This window comes from Luedemannella helvata (assembly GCF_039528415.1).
Taxonomy (GTDB): Bacteria; Actinomycetota; Actinomycetes; order Mycobacteriales; family Micromonosporaceae; genus Luedemannella; species Luedemannella helvata.
The window spans coordinates 1-17,813 of the sequence record NZ_BAAALS010000031.1; the positions used below are offsets into that span (position 1 = coordinate 1).

At 72.2% G+C, this 17,813-nt stretch carries 14 protein-coding genes and 1 pseudogene; 10 read left to right on the forward strand and 5 right to left on the reverse strand.

All coding sequences use genetic code 11. The features are described 5' to 3' along the window. The 3 genes and pseudogenes from ABD191_RS24400 to ABD191_RS24410 all read right to left on the reverse strand — a co-directional run. Window positions 1-190, reverse strand: a pseudogene (locus ABD191_RS24400) (hypothetical protein); the annotation flags it as partial. Window positions 191-514: 324 nt separating this feature from the next. Next, window positions 515-2,194 (reverse strand): MDR family MFS transporter, encoded by a 1,680-nt coding sequence (locus ABD191_RS24405; protein WP_344086636.1) that lies wholly within the window; start codon window positions 2,192-2,194, stop codon window positions 515-517. A gap of 41 nt (window positions 2,195-2,235) precedes the next feature. Then, window positions 2,236-3,048 carry an endonuclease/exonuclease/phosphatase family protein gene (locus ABD191_RS24410; RefSeq protein WP_344086639.1) on the reverse strand — a complete coding sequence of 271 codons (813 nt, stop codon included), beginning with the start codon at window positions 3,046-3,048 and terminating at the stop codon, window positions 2,236-2,238. Window positions 3,049-3,202: 154 nt separating this feature from the next. Between ABD191_RS24410 and ABD191_RS24415 the strand changes: the two genes are divergently transcribed. From ABD191_RS24415 to ABD191_RS24430, 4 genes are all read left to right on the forward strand, one after another. Next, window positions 3,203-3,511 (forward strand): STAS domain-containing protein, encoded by a 309-nt coding sequence (locus ABD191_RS24415; RefSeq protein ID WP_344086642.1) that lies wholly within the window; start codon window positions 3,203-3,205, stop codon window positions 3,509-3,511. A gap of 448 nt (window positions 3,512-3,959) precedes the next feature. After that, entirely contained in the window at window positions 3,960-5,867 is a 1,908-nt protein-coding gene (locus ABD191_RS24420; protein WP_425560847.1) for a glycoside hydrolase family 6 protein, read from the forward strand. Window positions 5,868-6,003: 136 nt separating this feature from the next. After that, window positions 6,004-7,095: a hypothetical protein gene (locus ABD191_RS24425; RefSeq protein WP_344086648.1), complete on the forward strand. Its 1,092-nt coding sequence runs from the start codon at window positions 6,004-6,006 to the stop codon at window positions 7,093-7,095. Between the two features lie 83 nt (window positions 7,096-7,178). After that, window positions 7,179-8,306, forward strand: coding sequence for a hypothetical protein (locus ABD191_RS24430; protein ID WP_344086651.1), 1,128 nt, complete (start codon window positions 7,179-7,181; stop codon window positions 8,304-8,306). A gap of 19 nt (window positions 8,307-8,325) precedes the next feature. On the opposite strand, the gene ABD191_RS24435 is transcribed toward ABD191_RS24430, so the two are convergent. Continuing rightward, window positions 8,326-9,699 (reverse strand): TrpB-like pyridoxal phosphate-dependent enzyme, encoded by a 1,374-nt coding sequence (locus ABD191_RS24435; RefSeq protein ID WP_344086654.1) that lies wholly within the window; start codon window positions 9,697-9,699, stop codon window positions 8,326-8,328. A gap of 73 nt (window positions 9,700-9,772) precedes the next feature. Between ABD191_RS24435 and ABD191_RS24440 the strand changes: the two genes are divergently transcribed. Then, window positions 9,773-10,894: a geranylgeranyl reductase family protein gene (locus ABD191_RS24440; protein ID WP_344086657.1), complete on the forward strand. Its 1,122-nt coding sequence runs from the start codon at window positions 9,773-9,775 to the stop codon at window positions 10,892-10,894. 10 nt (window positions 10,895-10,904) lie between these two features. Here ABD191_RS24440 and ABD191_RS24445 read toward each other — a convergent pair whose 3' ends face one another. After that, complete coding sequence (locus ABD191_RS24445) at window positions 10,905-11,411, reverse strand: GNAT family N-acetyltransferase (protein ID WP_344086660.1); 507 nt, start codon at window positions 11,409-11,411, stop codon at window positions 10,905-10,907. A gap of 18 nt (window positions 11,412-11,429) precedes the next feature. Between ABD191_RS24445 and ABD191_RS24450 the strand changes: the two genes are divergently transcribed. The 5 genes from ABD191_RS24450 to ABD191_RS24470 all read left to right on the forward strand — a co-directional run bounded on the left by ABD191_RS24450 (window position 11,430) and on the right by ABD191_RS24470 (window position 17,782). Continuing rightward, complete coding sequence (locus ABD191_RS24450; protein WP_344086663.1) at window positions 11,430-12,632, forward strand: amidase family protein; 1,203 nt, start codon at window positions 11,430-11,432, stop codon at window positions 12,630-12,632. A 92-nt stretch (window positions 12,633-12,724) separates the two neighbouring features. Continuing rightward, complete coding sequence (locus tag ABD191_RS24455) at window positions 12,725-13,825, forward strand: LLM class flavin-dependent oxidoreductase (protein WP_344086666.1); 1,101 nt, start codon at window positions 12,725-12,727, stop codon at window positions 13,823-13,825. After that, entirely contained in the window at window positions 13,822-14,418 is a 597-nt protein-coding gene (locus tag ABD191_RS24460; RefSeq protein WP_344086669.1) for an FMN reductase, read from the forward strand. The genes ABD191_RS24455 and ABD191_RS24460 overlap by 4 nt, the downstream gene beginning before the upstream one ends. An 84-nt stretch (window positions 14,419-14,502) precedes the next feature. Next, the gene (locus ABD191_RS24465) at window positions 14,503-15,771 is read left to right on the forward strand and encodes an MFS transporter (protein WP_344086672.1); all 1,269 of its coding nucleotides are present in this window, start codon (window positions 14,503-14,505) and stop codon (window positions 15,769-15,771) included. Window positions 15,772-15,898: 127 nt separating this feature from the next. Beyond that, on the forward strand, window positions 15,899-17,782 hold the full coding sequence (locus ABD191_RS24470) for a CASTOR/POLLUX-related putative ion channel (protein WP_344086675.1): 1,884 nt from the start codon (window positions 15,899-15,901) through the stop codon (window positions 17,780-17,782). The last annotated feature ends 31 nt before the right edge of the window (window positions 17,783-17,813 follow it).

Consider the following 17,813-nt stretch of genomic DNA (forward strand, 5'->3'; position numbering starts at 1 on the left):
CTGGCCGCCCGGCCCGGGCCGCGACGGCGCCGCTCGGGGCGGTGGCCGGGACGGGGTGGCCGGTGCCGGAGCGGGCCGCGACGGCGCCGCTCGGGGCGGTGGCGGTCGGGATGGTGCCGCTCGGGGCGGTGGCGGTCGGGATGGTGCCGCTCGGGGCGGCGACGGTCGGGGAGGCGATGGTCGGGGTCAAGGGCGGGGCGGATCGCGGGGTCGCGGCCCGGACCCGATGGGCGGCGCGCTCGCCGACGCCCTGCGCCGCGCGGGCCTCGACAAGGGTCTCCCGGGCTCCCGCTGAGCCGCCCGGGCTCCCGCTGAGCCGGCTGGGCCCCCGCTGAGCCTCCCGGGCTCCCGCTGAGCCGGCCGGACCATGCCGGGTCGCAGGCTCGCCGCCGGGCCGGCCCACCGACCCGACTACCCCGGGCCAGCTGAGTAGATCTTGGTACGAAAACGTCCTTATAGCGGCGTTTTCGTACCAAGATCTCCTGGACGACGGCTTCCGGCGGCGGCGCAGACGTCACCGCGGGGACGGTGGCACACCGCCCGTCGTGACCTCCGCCCGGTCCCGGGCCGCGTCCTCCTGGGCCCGCGCCTGGGCGGCGGAGTGCTGGCGCAGTGGCAGTTCCGGCAGGAAGGCGACCGCGATCAGGCCGACCGCCATGATCGCGGCGCTGACCAGGAAGACCAGGCTCATCGAGTCGGCGAAGCCGACCTTGAACGGGTGCGCCAGCGCCTCGGGCAGCCGGTTGATGAACGAGGTGTCGTTGAGCGCGTCGGTGCCGCCGGCAGCCGCACCCTGCAGGGCCTGGGCCTGGTCGGGGTGGCTGGCCAGCGCCGCACGGAACGGGGCGGTGTCGCTCGCCGCCGCGAAGGCGTCGCGGATCTTGCCGGGCAGGTACGCGAACAGCAGCGACAGGAACACCGCGGCGCCGAGCGTGCCGCCCATGGACCGGAAGAACGACACCGCTGAGGTGGAGACGCCGATCTCGCGCGGCGACGCGGCGTTCTGCACGGCGGTGATCATCGGTTGCATGTTGCCGCCGAGGCCCAGGCCCATGAGCGCCATGACCAGCATGGTCAGCCACAGCGGCGTGTCGGCCGTGATGCGGGAGAACAGGACCAGCGCGATGACCATGAGGGCGCTGCCCACGATCGGGAACAGGCGGTAACGGCCGGTGCGGTAGATGACCTGCCCCGAGATGATCGAGCTGGTCATGATGCCGAGGACGAACGGGATGAGCTGCAGGCCGCCCTCGGTGGGCGTGGAACCCTTCACGATCTGCAGGTACAGCGGCACGATGAGCAGCCCGCCCAGCATGGCCATGCCGACGACGAAGCTGCTCACCGACCCGACCGCGAACGTACGGCCCCGGAACAGGCGCAGCGGCAGCAGCGCCTCGTCGCCGTACGCGCGCTCGGCGAGCAGGAACGCGACCAGGCCGACCGCGCCGATGGCGTAGCAGAGCAGTGAGCGGCCGGAGCCCCAGCCCCACTCGCGCCCCTGCTCGGCCACGGTCAGCAGCGGCACGAGCCCGACGATGAGCGCGAGCGCGCCGGGCCAGTCGATGCGGTGCTCCTGGCGGCGGTGCGGGATGTGCAGCACGCGCGTGACGACCACCATGGCCACCGCCGCGATCGGGACGTTGATGTAGAAGATCCAGCGCCAGCCGGCGATGCCGAGGATCTCGTCGGCGCCCGCGAAGAACCCGCCGAGGACCGGCCCCAGCACGCTCGACGTGCCGAACACGGCGAGGAAGTACCCCTGGTACTTGGCACGCTCGCGCGGCGGCACGATGTCGCCGATGATCGCGAAGGCGAGCGACATGAGGCCGCCCGCGCCGATGCCCTGTACCGCGCGGAAGGCGGCCAGCTCGTACAGGGAACCGGCCAGGCCGCACAGCACCGAGCCGACGATGAAGATGCCGATGGCGAACAGGAAGAACGGCTTGCGCCCGTAGATGTCGGAGAGCTTGCCGTACAGCGGGGTGGAGATCGTCGAGGTGATGAGGAAGGCGGTCGTGGCCCACGCCTGGATCGAGAACCCGGACAGGTCGTCGGCGATCGTCCGCATGGCGGTGGCCACGATCGTCTGGTCCAGGGCGGCCAGGAACATGCCGAGCACCAGCCCGATCAGGATCGTCACGATCTGGCGGTGGGTGAGCGCTCCGGCGTCCTGCTGCTCGCTTGTCTGCATCATGCAAGTCCACCGGTCCGGGCCGCGCGACGCAATCCCCGTGCTCAGGTGGGCGGTTCGCGCAGCTCCGCCACGACGGCGAAGTGGTCCGACGGCCAGACGCCGGCGACCGGCTCGGTGCCGGCGAGCCGGACGGACTCCACCCGACCGGCCTCAAGGTCGTAGCGCAGCCCGACCCGGACGTAGTCGATGCGCATGCTGGGCTCGGGCGCGGCGGCCACGTGCGGGTTGCGCCGGTTCCAGGTCAGTCCCTCGTCGCCGGGGTCGGCGAAGCGCCACGCGTCCATGAGGATCAGGCCGGGAGCCGTGCGCGGCGCGGTCTTGTCGCCGCCGAGCGCGCGCATCTCGTCGGAGTCGGGCTCGGCGTTGAAGTCGCCTGTCACCACGGGCGGGTGGCTGTCGGAGGGGCGGGCCGCCACGAGCTCGCGGATCCGGTCGACCTGCTCCAGCCGCGCGGCGCTGGCGTACGCGGTGGCCGCCAGGTGCGCCGTGAAGAACGGGATCCTGGCGTACGGCGCCTCGACCGTCGCCGCCAGCACGGTGCGTCCCGGCGCGGCGGGCAGCTCCTCGACCGCCACGGCGGCGAGCGGCCACCGGCTCAGGAGGGCGGTGCCGAACTGGGCCGAGTCGTCGCCCGTACGGGCCTGCCACTGCTGCGCGTTCGCGGTCGGGCCCCACGCCCAGTGCATGCCCAGCTCGGCGGCGAGCCACCCGGCCAGGTTCTCGTCGGGGTCAGCCCACACCTCCTGCAGTCCGCACAGGTCCGGGGCGGTCTCGGCCAGTACCGTCCGGATGGCGTGCCGCCGCCGTTGCCAGTCGCCGAAGCGCCACCACAGGTTCCAGCTCAACACGCGCATGCCGGCCACCTTTCCACAGCGCGTCGGGGGCGGGCAGGATTGACCTGATGCGGCAGGGGGTACATGGCACCGCGATGCGTGACAAGAGCAGGGGAACCGACCGTCCGGGGGCGGCCGGTCATGACACGTGCCTGGGGTGCCCGTGGAGTTGACCATGGCCACGCGCGACGGCGCGTTGCGGATCATGGTGCAGGGCGATGTCGATCTCGCCACGTCCCACCTGCTCTATGAGGCCGCGCTGCAGGCCCTCGTGCTGCCCAATGTCACCGAGGTGGTCTTCGACCTGTCCGGCGTGCCGTTCCTCGACGCGAGCGGGGTGGCGGCGCTCATGCACGCGTACCTCGAACTGGCCGAGCAGGGCAGGCACGTCTCGGTTGCCGGCGCCGCGGGAATGGTCGCGGCCGTCCTGCACATCACCCGGGCCGACCACGATCTGATCCCGGCACCCGCCAGCCGTCCCTGACATCCGTGTCCTGGGTGCCGATCATTGGCCCGAGCAGGGCCAAGGGGTCCGAACGGCTGATCCGACGAGGTGAAACTTTCCCGTCCGCGTCAACGAGTTGACCTGCGTATTCACCGGCGGATCTCCACGTATCGATCAGATGCTTGGTGGGGCTGTCAGGCCCGTGCGAGACTTCGGCTGCGCATTGATGGAGCCAGATGCGCTTTCGGGCACGCCTAGGGCACGTGGAGTCGCTTCAGCACTCCGACGGCGGGCCTCACTGTGGTCATCCGCTCCGCGGTCACGGCTCGGATGACGTTGTGATACCCGCCGCTCGGGCGTGGCGGGTCAGGTCAGATTGCGTGCCAGGGGCGCGACCCGACAGCGTCGTGATCCATGGTGCCGCACCGGGGCATCGGCCCTGGTGATGCCAGAAACAGTGGGAGTTAAAGGCATGAGATTCGTCCCAATGCGGTCCCGGCGGGCGAAGGCAGTCGCGATCGCGGCCGCCACCGTCGCCGTGGGGACCACGGCAGTGGCACTCGCCTCTCCGGCGAGCGCCGCTACCTCCTGTAGCGTTACGTACTCGGTCGTGAATTCGTGGCAGGGTGGTTTCCAGGGCAGCATCGTCATCAAGAACACCGGTGACGCCTGGACCAGTTGGTCGCTGACGTTCTCGTTCGCGAACGGCCAGTCGATCCAGCAGGGCTGGAACGGCCGGGCCACCCAGACCGGGTCCAATGTCACCTTCGCGAACGAGAGCTGGAACGGCGCCGTCGGCAACGGTGGCTCCGTGAACCCCGGCTTCCTCGCCAGCTGGAACGGCACCAACAACAACCCGACCTCGTTCGCGGTGAACGGCGTCACCTGCGGTGGCAGCACGCCGACCTCCTCGGTGGTCACGAGCCGTCCGCCGACGTCCTCGGTGGTCACGAGCCGTCCGCCGACCTCCTCGGTTGTGACGAGCCGTCCGCCGACCTCCTCGGTTGTGACGAGCCGTCCGCCGACGTCCTCGGTCGTGACGAGCCGTCCGCCGACCTCCTCGGTGGTCACGAGCCGTCCGCCGACGTCCTCGGTCGTCACCGGCGGTCCCAAGGTCGACAACCCGTACCTGGGCGCCACCGGCTACGTGAACCCGGAGTGGAAGGCCAAGGCCGAGAGCGTCAGCGGCGGCAGCCGCGTGTCCAACACGCCGACCGCCCTCTGGCTCGACCGGATCGCGGCCATCGAGGGCACGGCCAACAGCCAGTCCAACGGCCCCATGGGCCTGCGTGACCACCTGGACGAGGCGCTGGCGCAGGGTGCCGGCTACATCCAGGTCGTCATCTACGACCTGCCGGGTCGTGACTGCTCCGCGCTCGCCTCCAACGGTGAGCTCGGCGTCGACGAACTGCCGCGCTACAAGGCCGAGTACATCGACCCGATCGCTGCCATCGAGAGCGACCCGAAGTACCGTAACCTGCGCATCATCAACATCGTCGAGATCGACTCGCTGCCGAACCTGATCACCAACACCAATCTCGCCAAGTGCGCGACGATGAAGTCCAACGGTGGTTACGTCAACGGCATCGCGTACGCCCTGCAGAAGTTCGGCGCGATCCCGAACGTGTACAACTACATCGACGCCGCGCACCACGGCTGGATCGGCTGGGACACCAACTTCGGGCCCACGGCCGACCTGATGTACCAGACCGCGGTGGCGTCGGGCAGCGTCAACAACGTGACCGGTTTCATCACGAACACCGCGAACTACTCGGCGCTGACGGAGCCGTTCTTCACCATCAACACGACGGTGAACGGCCAGTCTGTCCGGCAGGCGAAGTACATCGACTGGAACTTCTACGTGGACGAGCTGACGTTCGCGCAGGCGTTCCGCAACCGGCTCGTGCAGTCGGGCTTCAACTCGAACATCGGCATGCTGATCGACACGTCCCGCAACGGTTGGGGCGACTGCACCGCGACCTCGGCCCTGCCCTGCGCGACCGGCGGCCTCGGTGCCCGTCGGCCGACCGCGGCCAGCACCTCGACGGACGTGAACACGTTCGTCAACGAGAGCCGCGTCGACCGTCGTCTCCACACCGGTAACTGGTGCAACCAGGCCGGTGCGGGCCTGGGCGAGCGTCCGAAGGCGGCCCCCGCCTCCGGCATCGACGCCTACGTCTGGATCAAGCCTCCGGGCGAGTCGGACGGTTCCAGCTCCGAGATCCCGAACAGCGACGGCAAGGGCTTCGACCGGATGTGCGACCCGACCTACGGCGGCAACGACCGTAACGGCAACAGCGCGACCGGTGCCCTGCCCAACGCCCCGATCTCGGGTGCCTGGTTCGCGGCCCAGTTCAGCCAGCTGATGGCGAACGCGTACCCGCCCCTCTCCTGAGGTGATGGCACCGCGTAAGCGGTGACACGCGGTACGTAACGACAGGGCGGCCCCTGGCCCACTTCGGTGGACCAGGGGCCGTACTGCGTGCCAACATGACGCGCGATCCCTGACGACCTTTGACAGACTGTGCGTGATGACTGCTTCGACGATCTCCGCCGCCACCCTCGCCCTGCTCACCGCGATGACTCCGGCATCCGTCGGGGCGTTCGCGCGTGCCGAGCCGGCCGGGCCGACCCCCCGGTGCACGTTCCAGGACGAGCGTCTGCAAGAGACGTCCGGCCTCGCCGAGACCAAGAACGGGTTCGTCGCGATCAACGACAGCAACTTCGACCCGTCCCTGATCCGGATCTTCTTCCTGGACAAGACGTGCAAGGTCGTCCGCTCGGTGGGCTATCCGACGCCGGCCCGCGACCCCGAGGACCTGGCGATCGACCAGAGCGGGCGGATCTGGGTCGCGGACATCGGCGACAACGCCACCGCCGAGACCCGCCGGCGCACGATCGCGCTGTGGCGCCTCGACGCCAACGGCGGCAAGCCCACCATCTTCCGGCTGCGCTACCCGGACGGCCCGCACGACGCCGAGGCGTTCGTGGTCACCGCCGACGGCCAGCCCGTGATCATCACCAAGGAGATGGGCGGCCCCGCCGGCGTATACGTCCCGTCGGCCGAGCTGGTCGCCAATGACGAGAACGGGGTGGAGCTCGTCCGGGTGGGCCAGTTCACGCCCCAGAACACCGGCACCTCCAACCCGTTCGGCGTGACCGGCGCCGGTGCGGTCACCGGTGCCGCGTTCGCCCCCGACGCCCGGCACGTGGTGATCCGCACGTACTCCGACGCGTACGAGTTCCTGGCGCCCAACGGCGACGTGGTCAAGGCGATCACGACCGGTACGCCGACCGTCACCCCGCTGCCCGACGAGCCGCAGGGCGAGGCGATCGCGTACGCGCGCGACGGCCGCCACTTCCTGACCGTGTCCGACGCGGACGGGGCCACGCCCGTGCTGGCGTACCCGATGAAGGAGCGGCCGAAGGCCACCGGTGGGGTCCCGGCGGCGGAGCCGAAGAAGGAGGGCTCCGACGGGCTGCCGTGGCTGTGGGTGACGATCGCCGTGGTCACGGGCGTGCTCGGGCTGGGCGCGGTCATCGCGGGCCTGGTGGGCGTGCGCCGCGCCCGCCGCGCCGCCGACCTCATCCCGCGCAGCCCGGTGGTGCACCCCCAGCGCTGACGGGCGTCACCCGATACGGGACGATAACGTTGCGCTACATCGCGGTAACCCAATGAACACCGGACGCCGCTAGGCTCACCGCGATGACGCGCGGACGGCACCAGCGGCGGGCTTCTGGCGGCCGGGCGGCGCGCGTGGTCACGGCGCTCATCGTCGCGGCCCTGGCGCTCGTCGCCGGCGCGGCGACCTTCGGCGGCAGCCGGTGGCCGGGCGTCTCGTCCGGGTCACCGCCCGACGTCGGGCGGGCCACGACCGCCCCCACGACCGCCGCGCCGACCACTACGGTCGGCCCGCCACCGGGCGCGGCCGGCGCGACACTGACGCCGATCCCCGCGAGCGGGACGAAGCTGCTGTTCGGCATGGGTACGGAGGCCGACAACGCGATCGGGCACAAGCTGGTCACGCAGGCGCCGGTGCGGATGCTGACCAGCTGGTACAACGGGCCCGGCGACCTGTCGTGGATGACCGGCTGGCGCACGGGGACGGTGCCCCGGTCCTACGGGCGCGGGTACGCCCTGCACCTGATCGTCTTCAACGACGGCCCGGAGGGGCCGGTCGACACGAAGTACGGTCCCGCCTGCGGGCGGGCCTACCCGCTGGCGTCGCGGTTCGCGGCCGACATGACGCGGCTGGCGAAGACGTTCGCGGGCGCCCGGGGCGGCCCGCCGCTCTACGTCACGCTGTTCACGGAGTTCCAGACGTACCCGTGCGCGGACAACGCCTGGCGCGCGGACGGCGAGACGACCAACTACTACCGCGCGCTCATCGACCAGTACCGGGCGGCGTTGCGCATCTTCCACCAGCACGCGCCGAACGCCCGCGTCTCCCTGGGCTGGGGCGGCTGGCAGGCGCTCTACGACGACCCCAGCCGGGGCGGCGGGCTGTCGCTGTTCGACTACTTCGCCCAGGTGCTGCGGGAGAGCGACTTCCAGAGCTTCCAGGCGATGGATCCGCGCAGCAATGTCCGGACGATCCGCACGATGGTGCGCGAGCTGGGCGCGTACGGGCCGGTGATGGTGGCTCACCTGCAGAACGACAGCGCCCACTACGGCGCGGACGTGCGCGAGGTGCTCGACCCCGGGTTCCTCCGCGAGATGATCTCCGAGGGCCTGTTCGCGGTCAGCTTCATGGACGACAAGCGCATGCTCGCCGACCCGGACACGTTCGCCTTCGTGCGCGACGCGGTGCGCCGCCACGGAAGAGATCCGTAGCGGCGCACCCCGGCTCGACCTACGCCGGCACGGCGGGCAGGGCCGCCACGAACTCCGCGATCTCGTCGCGGCTCAGCTCGTGGTCGACCAGGTCACCGGCGAGGTAGGCCCCGTACGCGGCCAGGTCCAGGTGGCCGTGACCGCACAGCGCGGTGAGGATGACCTTCTCCTCGCCGGTCTCCTTGCAGCGCAGCGCCTCGTCGACGCAGGCCGCGAGCGCGTGGGTCGGCTCCGGCGCGGGCACGATGCCCTCCGTGCGGGCGAACTGCACGCCGGCCGCGAAGCAGTCCTGCTGCGACTTGGCGACCGCCTCGATGAGGCCCAGCTCGTACACGTGCGAGATCAGCGGCGACATGCCGTGGTAGCGCAGGCCACCGGCGTGGATCGGGTCCGGGATGAAGTCGTGGCCCAGGGTGTGCATCTTCATCAGCGGCGTCATGCCGGCCGTGTCGCCGAAGTCGTACGCGTACACGCCCTTCGTCAGCGACGGGCACGACGCCGGCTCGACGGCCCGGATGACGGGGTCCATCCGGCCGGCCAGCTTCTCGCGCAGGAACGGGAAGGTCAGCCCGCCGAAGTTCGACCCGCCGCCCGTGCAGCCGACGATGACGTCCGGCGTCATGCCGATCTGCGCGAACTGGCGCAGCGCCTCCTCGCCGATGATCGTCTGGTGCAGCAGCACGTGGTTGAGCACGCTGCCGAGCGCGTAGTTGGTGTTCGGGTCCTGGGCGGCGACCTCCACGGCCTCGGAGATCGCGATGCCGAGGCTGCCGGGGGAGTCGGGGTTGGCCGCGAGGATGGCCCGGCCGGCATTCGTCAGCTCGGACGGCGACGGGTGCACCGTGCCGCCGAACGTCTCGATCATGATCTTCCGGTACGGCTTCTGGTCGTACGAGGCGCGCACCTGCCAGATCTCGCAGTCCAGCCCGTACTGCGCGCACGCGAACGCCAGCGACGTGCCCCACTGCCCGGCGCCGGTCTCCGTGGTCAGCCGGGTGATGCCGGCCTGCGCGTTGTAGTACGCCTGCGGCACGGCCGTGTTCGGCTTGTGCGACCCGGCCGGGGACACGCCCTCGTACTTGTAGAAGATCTTCGCGGGCGTGCCGAGCGCCTTCTCCAGCCGGTGCGCCCGGAACAGCGGGGACGGCCGCCACAGGCGGTAGACGTCGAGGACCTCCTCCGGGATGTCCACATACCGGTCGGTCGCCACCTCCTGCAGGATGAGCGCCATCGGGAACAGCGGCGACAGGTCGTCCGGCCCGACCGGCTGCAACGTGCCGGGGTGCAGCACGGGCGGCGGCGGGGTGGGCAGGTCGGCCAGCAGGTTGTACCACTGCCGGGGCATCTCCGCCTCGGTCAGCAGGATCTTGGTAGCGCGCTCCGGATCGGTCATGACGCGCACGTTAACCCCTTGATCAACATCGCGCAACGGGCCTCCCGGCGCGGGTTTGCGTAGGCTGCCACGCGTGGGCGAAGGCGCGTGGGACGTCGTGGTGGTTGGGGCCGGTCCGGCCGGATTGTCGGCGGCGCACGCGGCGGCCGGCGCGGGCGCGCGCACGCTCGTCCTCGAACGCGCCGAGCACCCGCGCTACAAGACCTGCGGCGGCGGCCTCATCGGCACGTCGCTGGCCGCGCTGCCCGCCGGCTTCGCCGTGCCGGCCCGCGACGTGGTGCGTCGCGTGACGTTCACCCACGCCGGCCGCGCCGCAGTGACCCGTACCTGCACGCAGCCGCTGGTCAGCATGGTCGCGCGCGCCGAGTTCGACGACGCGCTGCGCGCCGCCGCGGCGTCCGCCGGCGCCGAGGTCCGCCAGCGCGTCACGGTCCGCGCGCTCCACGAAACCCCCGAGGGCGTACGGGTGGAGCTCGGCGACGGCACGGCCGTGACCGGGCGGGTCGTGGTGGGCGCCGACGGGTCCGGGGGAGTGACGTCGCGCCATGTCGGCGTCGCGTACTCGCAGGTGGACCTCGGTCTGGAGGTGGAGCTGCCGGTGGCCGCCGACGTGCGGGAGGCGTGGCGGGGGCGGCTGCTCATCGACTGGGGACCGCTGCCCGGCTCGTACGGGTGGGTCTTCCCGAAGGACGACTACCTCACGGTCGGCGTGATCGCGGCGCGCGGCTCCGGCGCCGAGACGAAGGACTACCTGGCCTCGTTCGTGGGCCAGCTGGGCCTTTCCGGGATCGCGCCGCTGCACGACTCCGGGCACCTGACCCGCTGCCGCACGGACGACTCCCCGCTGCGGCGCGGGCGCGTCCTCGTCGCCGGCGACGCCGCCGGCCTGCTCGAACCGTGGACCCGCGAGGGCATCAGCTTCGCGCTGCGCTCCGGCGCCCTGGCGGGCGCGGCCGCCGCCCGCGACGACCTCGACGGCTACGAACGCGCGGTGGCCGAGACGCTGGTACCCACGATGCGCGCCGGCCGCGAGATCCTGCGCGCGTTCACGGCTCGCCCGCGCCTGTTCCACCGCGTCGTCTCGACGCGCCCCGGCTGGCGCGCCTTCGAGGGCTTCTGCCGCGGCACGCAGACCCCGGACGACTGGCTGCGCCGCCGCGCGGTCCGTGCCGGGCTCGCGCTGCTGACCCGCTAGCGCACCCGCCCTACGCCGTGGCGGGCGCCGGGAAGGGCTGGTACATGACGTGCAGCCCGACATAGCCGTGACGCTTCGATTCGAAGGCCCCCGGAACGGTGCCGATGATCTCGAAGCCGAGCTTGCGCCACAGGGCCACCGCCACGGTGTTCGTCTCCACGACGGCGTTGAACTGCATGCCCCGGAAGCCGTTGGCCCGCGCCCAGTCCAGCACGTACCGGCCCAGGGCCGCGCCGACGCCCTTGCCGCCGTGCGCCGGGTCGACCATGAAGCTCGCGGTCGCCACGTGCGCGCCCCGGCCGGGCCGGTTGGGGCCGGTCTTCGCCGAGCCGAGGACCGTGCCGGCCTCGTCGACCGCCACGACCGCGTGCCCGGGCGCCGGTTCCAGCCACAGCGCGCGCGCCTGATCGGACGTGAGATCCTCCGGGTAGGCGTACGTCTCGCCCTCGGCGACAATCGCCTGGAAGAACGGCCAGATGCGCGGCCAGTCGTCGGCCGTGGCGGTACGAATGAGCACGCGGGCAGCCTAGCGGGAGTGACAGTGACGGACGGCGTGTGGCGGGTCGGTCCGGACGCGGGCGGGCTCCTCGCGGGGCCGACGGGTGCGGGCCCGCTCGACGGGCTGCGGGTCGCGGTGAAGGACCTCATCGCCGTGGCCGGCCACCCCACCGGCGGCGGAAACCCGACCTGGCTGGCCGGCGCGTTGCCCGAGCGCTGCGACGCGACCGCGCTCGCCGCGCTGCGGGGGGCCGGCGCGTCCGTGGCCGGCATCGCGCACACCGACGAGCTGGCGTACTCGCTGTCGGGCACGAACATCCACTATGGGGCGCCGCCGAACGCCGCAGCGCCCGACCGGGTGACGGGCGGCTCGTCGAGCGGCCCGGCGGCGGCGGTCGCGGCCGGCCTCGCCGACATCGGCCTGGGTACGGACACGGCCGGCTCCATCCGCGTACCGGCGTCGTGCTGCGGGCTGTTCGGCCTGCGCCCCACGCACGGCGCCGTCCCGGACGACGGCGTGCTGGCCCTGGCCCCGACGTTCGACACGGTCGGCTGGCTCACCCGCGACCCGGCCACCCTGGCGGCGGTCGCGGCGGTGCTGCTGCCACCGGGCGACACCGCCCCGCCCAGCCGGCTGCTGGTCAGCGAGGCGCACCTGGCCGCCGTGGCGGCCGGGACGGCGACGGTGGTGCGCGACGCGGTCGCCCGGGCGGCCGGCGCGCTCGGGGTCCCGGTCGTGACCGTCGCGGTGCCCTGGGAGGACGACCTCCCCGGGCTGCTCGCCGCGTTCCGGACCGTACAGGCCGCGCAGGCGTGGCGGCTGCGCGGCGAGTGGATCGAGGCGAATCCGGGCGCGCTCGCCCCGGACGTCGAGGCCCGCTTCCGCCACGGCGCGACCGTGACCCCCGCCGACGAGATCCGGGCGGTGGACCGCCTGGACGCCTGGCGGGACCGGTTCGCCGACCTGCTGGGTGGCGGGGCGTGGCTGGCGCTGCCGGCCGCGGGCGGGCCCGGGCATCCGCGCGGTGTCGGCGACGCCGACCGCGACGCGTGGCGCGCGGCCACGCTCGCGTGCGCCGTACCGGCTGCCTTCTGCGGTTTTCCCAGCCTGAGCCTGCCGGCGCTGGCGGCCGGTGACCCGCGAGCGCCGCGCGGCCTGGCGCTTGTCGCGCCCCCCGGCGCGGACGCGGCGCTGGTCGCGGCGGCCCGGCTCGTCGGCGGCAGTGGCGTCGGTCATTGACTGCGCAATAATCGGAATGCGTGGCCGCGGGCCGGCGTTGTGCCGGCCGTCCGGAGCCCGCTGGCAGCCGGGTTCGACGTGAGGAGCTTCACATGCAGTTCGGCATCTTTACCGTGGGCGACGTGACGACCGACCCGACGAACGGGCGCACGCCGAGCGAGGCGGAACGCGTCAAGGCGATGGTCACGATCGCGCTGAAGGCCGAGGAGGTCGGGCTCGACGTGTTCGCCACGGGCGAGCACCACAACCCGCCGTTCGTGCCCTCGTCGCCGACCACGATGCTCGGCTACATCGCGGCCCGCACGACGCGCCTGCTGCTGTCGACCGCCACGACTCTGATCACCACGAACGACCCCGTGAAGATCGCCGAGGACTACGCGATGCTGCAGCACCTGGCCGACGGCCGGGTCGACCTGATGCTGGGCCGGGGCAACACCGGGCCCGTGTACCCGTGGTTCGGGCAGGACATCCGCAACGGCATCCCGCTCGCCGTGGAGAACTACGCCCTGCTGCGCCGCCTGTGGCGCGAGCCGGTCGTCGACTGGCAGGGCAAGTTCCGCACCCCGCTGCAGTCGTTCACCTCGACGCCCGCCCCGCTCGACGGCATCCCGCCCTTCGTGTGGCACGGCTCGATCCGCAGCCCTGAGATCGCCGAGCAGGCCGCCTACTACGGCGACGGATTCTTCGCCAACCACATCTTCTGGCCCAGGGAGCACACGCAGCGCATGGTCGGCCTGTACCGCGAGCGCTTCGAGCACTACGGCCACGGCGGCGCCGACCAGGCCATCGTCGGCCTCGGCGGGCAGATCTTCATGCGGCGCAACTCCCAGGACGCGGTCCGCGAGTTCCGGCCGTACTTCGACAACGCCCCCGTGTACGGCCACGGGCCGTCGCTGGAGGACTTCACCGCGCAGACCCCGCTCACCGTGGGCAGCCCGCAGCAGGTCATCGACCGTACGCTCGGCTTCCGGGAGTACGTGGGGGACTACCAGCGGCAACTGTTCCTCGTCGACCACGCGGGCCTGCCGCTCAAGACCGTCCTCGAGCAGCTCGACATCCTGGGCGAGGAGGTCGTCCCCGTGCTGCGCCGCGAGTTCGCCGTCGGGCGGCCCGCGCACGTGCCGGACGCGCCGACCCACGCCTCGCTGCTGGCGGCCGCGACCGCCGCGGAGAACGCCGAGGTGGCGGGATGAGCCGGGCCATCGCGGTCGTCACGGCGGGGCTGACCCAGCCGTCGTCGACCCGGCTGCTGGCCGACCAGCTCGCGGCGGCCGTCACGGGGCACCTCCCGGACGCCGAGGTCGTCACCATCGAGCTGCGCGACGTGGCGCACGATCTCGTGAACAACCTGCTCACCGGCTTCCCGGCGCCCGCCCTCAAGCGGGCGCTGGACGCGGTCGCGGGCGCCGACGGCGTCATCGCCGTGACGCCCACCTTCAACGCCTCGTACAGCGGGCTGTTCAAGATGTTCTTCGACGTGCTCGGGGACGCGGCGCTGGTCGGCAAGCCCGTGCTCATCGCGGCGACCGGCGGGACCGTGCGCCACTCGCTGGCGCTGGAGCACGCGCTGCGGCCGATGTTCGCCTACCTGCGCGCCATCGTCGTGCCGACGTCCGTGTTCGCCGCGCCGGAGGACTGGGCAGGCGCCGTGGCCGGCGGCTCGCTGCGCGCCCGGGTCGACCGGGCGGGCACCGAACTGGCCGAGCTGATCGCCAGCCGGCCGACGGCCGAGGTGGCCGACCCGTTCGCGCTGACGACGACGTTCGACGATCTGCTGGCCAGCTGACCCGCATCGACGTGCGCGACTGTGACCGAAAACAGTTCGCAACGTGTTGACCTGGACTGACCCCAGCCGGCTTAGATCTTTGGCATGGCGCGGTGGTTGGGTTCGGTCGGCGGTGGCCTGCCCGCCACCTTCTGGTACCTGTGGGTCGGCATCCTGGTCAACCGGATCGGCGGCTTCGCCGTCCTGTTCCTGTCGCTGTACCTGACGAACGCCCGGCACCTGAGCGTGTCGGCCGCGGGCCTCGTCGTGGGCGCGTTCGGCGCGGGCGGCGTGGCCGGCAACCTGCTCGGTGGCGTGCTCGCCGACCGGTGGGGCCGGCGACCGACCCTGCTGCTGGCGTACTTCGGCTCGGCCACGGCGTTGTTCGCCCTCGGCCAGCTGACCCAGGTGGCGCTCATCGCGGCCGTGTGCGTCGTCGCCGGCGTGTGCCACGCGATGGCCTGGCCCGCCATGATCTCCGCGATCGTCGACGTGGTGCCGGCCGCGGCGCGTACCCGCGCCCTCAACCTGCAGTTCTGGGCGCACAACGCGGGCGTGGCGGCCGCGTCGCTGCTGGCCGGCGCGCTGGCCTCGGTGAGTTTCAGCCTGATGTTCGCCCTGGACGCGGCGACCACCCTGGCGGCCGCGGTCGTGCTGATGCTCAAGGTCTCCGAGACCCGCCCGGCACCCGCGCCGCCCGACCGGGTCGCCGGGCCGCCGGCGGCCGCTTCGCGTCGGCCCGCGGGCGGGCTGTTCGCCGTGCTGCGGGACCGCGTGTTCCTCGCCTTCGTCGGGCTGACCTTCCTCTGCGCCGTGGTCAGCACGCAGGGCACGACGCTGCTGCCCCTGGCGATGCGGGCCGACGGGCTGACCCCGGCCCAGTACGGGCACGTGGGCGCGCTGAGCGCGGCGCTGATCGTGATCGGGCAGCTGTTCGTGCCGGCCGTGCTGCGCCACGCGTCCCGCAGTGCCGCCCTCGGCGGGGCGGCGCTGCTGGCCGGCGCCGCGTACGGCAGCCTCGCCTTCGTCGACGCGTACCCGGCATACCTGGCGGCCGCCATCGGGTGGACGCTGGGCGGCATGCTGTCCGCGCCGCCCAACGCGGTCCTGCAGGCCGGCCTGGCCCCGGCCCCGCTGCGCGCCCGCTACCAGGCGGTGTTCTACCTGGCCTTCCCGGCGGGCGGTCTCGTCGCGCCGGCGATCGGCGGCTTCTCCCTGGAACACCTCGGCCGCTGGCACTGGCTGGCGAGCGCCGCCATCGGCCTCGTGGCCGCCGGCCTGTACCTGCGCGGCGGCCCAGCCTGGGAGAACCGCATGGCCCGGCTCGCCGCGCCGCCGCCGCGGGCGCTCGTCCACGCGGGCGACGCCGCCTGACCGGGCGGGTACGGATCACTCCGCAGCGCCGCCCCATGGCGGGCGACGAGCTTCGCTATTGTGGTCGCTTCATGTCCGCGGGGAGACGTGTCCACAAGGGAGCGCCGGCGACAGGAGACACGCACGGATGGCGCGTGGAGCACGGTTCAACAGGCGGTTGCGGTACTGGTTCGACAACACCATGTCCCGGGGCACGGCGAGCCTCGTCGGGTGGCTGGCCATCGTGTCGGTCGTCATGGTCGTGGTCGTCACCATCGCACTGGAGATCGTCTCGCCGCCGGACGCGGACGGTCGTCCGCCCAACCCGTTCGCGATCCTGTGGCAGACCTTCGCCAGCACGTTCAGCCTGGACGTGCCGGAAACCGGCACGCTCGCCGTGCTCGCGCTGTGGTTCGTGCTGGGCGTCGGCGGCATCTTCATCGTCAGCGCCCTGATCGGTCTGCTCACCAGCGGCGTCAACCTGAAGCTGGAGCAGCTGCGCAAGGGGCGCTCGGTGGTGGTCGAGCGCGACCACACGGTCATCCTCGGCTGGTCGGACCAGGTGTTCACGGTCGTGTCGGAGCTGGTGGAGGCCAACCGCAGCCGGCGCCGCGCGGCGATCACGATCCTCGCCGAGCACGACAAGGTCGACATGGAGGACCAGCTGCGCCGCCGGATCCCCGACACCGGGACGACGCGGCTGGTGTGCCGCACCGGCAGCCCGCTCGACCTCACCGACCTGGAACTGGTCAACCCCAACGAGGCCCGGTCGATCATCGTGCTCGCCCCGGCGTCGGAGCGCGCGGAGGACGCCGATTCGTACGTCCTCAAGGTCCTGCTGGCGATCAACCGCGGCCCGGCCTTCCGCGACCGCCGCCACCACGTCGTGGCCTCGGTCCGCGACGGGCGCAACCGCGCCGTGGCGCGGCTGGCCGGCGGCGACGCGGTCGTGGTGGACGCCGACGACATCAGCGCGCGGCTGCTCGTGCAGACCGCGCGGCAGTCCGGCCTGTCGGTGATCTACCAGGACCTGCTCGACTTCGGCGGCGACGAGTTCTATGTGATCAGCGAGCCGCGCCTGGTCGGGTACCAGTTCGGTCAGGTGCTGTCGGCCTACCAGCAGTGCTGCCCGGTCGGCATCGTGCACGCCAGCGGCACGGCCGTGCTCAACCCGCCGATGAACACCGTGATCGAGCCGCAGGACCGGCTGGCGATCCTGGCGCAGGACGACTCGGCGATCCGGCTCACGGCCGCGCCGTTCCCGGTCGACGAGGCGGCCATCCTCAGTTCGGTGCGCGGGCCGCAGGCGCCCGAGCGCACCCTGGTCCTCGGCTGGAACGGGCGGGCCACCCGCATCATCGAGCAGCTCGACATCTATGTGACGGCCGGTTCCGTCGTCGACGTGGTGACCGACCGCAAGGACGCGGCCGCCGCCGTCGCGCGGGTGGGGCTCGGGCTGCGCCAGCTCACGGTCACCGTGACCGAGGGGGACACGCGCGACCGCAACGTGCTGGAGGGCATCGAGATCGTGGCGTACGACAACGTCATCGTGCTGTCGGACGACGTGATCGACCCGCTCACGGCCGACGCCCGCGTCCTGGTCACCCTGCTGCACCTGCGCGACATGCTGGAGAAACGCGGCAAGGCCGGCTCGATCGTGAGCGAGATGCGCGACGACCGTGACCGCGCGCTGGCCCAGCTCACCCGCGCGGACGACTTCGTCATCAGCGAGCAGTTGGTCAGCCTGCTGATGACCCAGATCTCGGAGAACCGCCACCTGGAGTCTGTGTTCACGGACCTGTTCGACTCGGCGGGCGCGGAGATCTACGTGCGACCGTCCATGTACTACGTGCGGTCCGTGCCCGGGCTGACGTTCGCGACCGTGGTCGAGTCGGCGCGCCGGCGCGGCGAGGTCGCCATCGGGTACCGGATGGCGGAGCCGGGCGAGGGCAACCACGGCATCGTGCTGAACCCGGACAAAACGCAGGTCCTCCCGCCGATCGACCGGCTGATTGTGCTCGCCCAGGGGTAGGTGGCCCGCGTCACAGGATTAGGTGTACGGA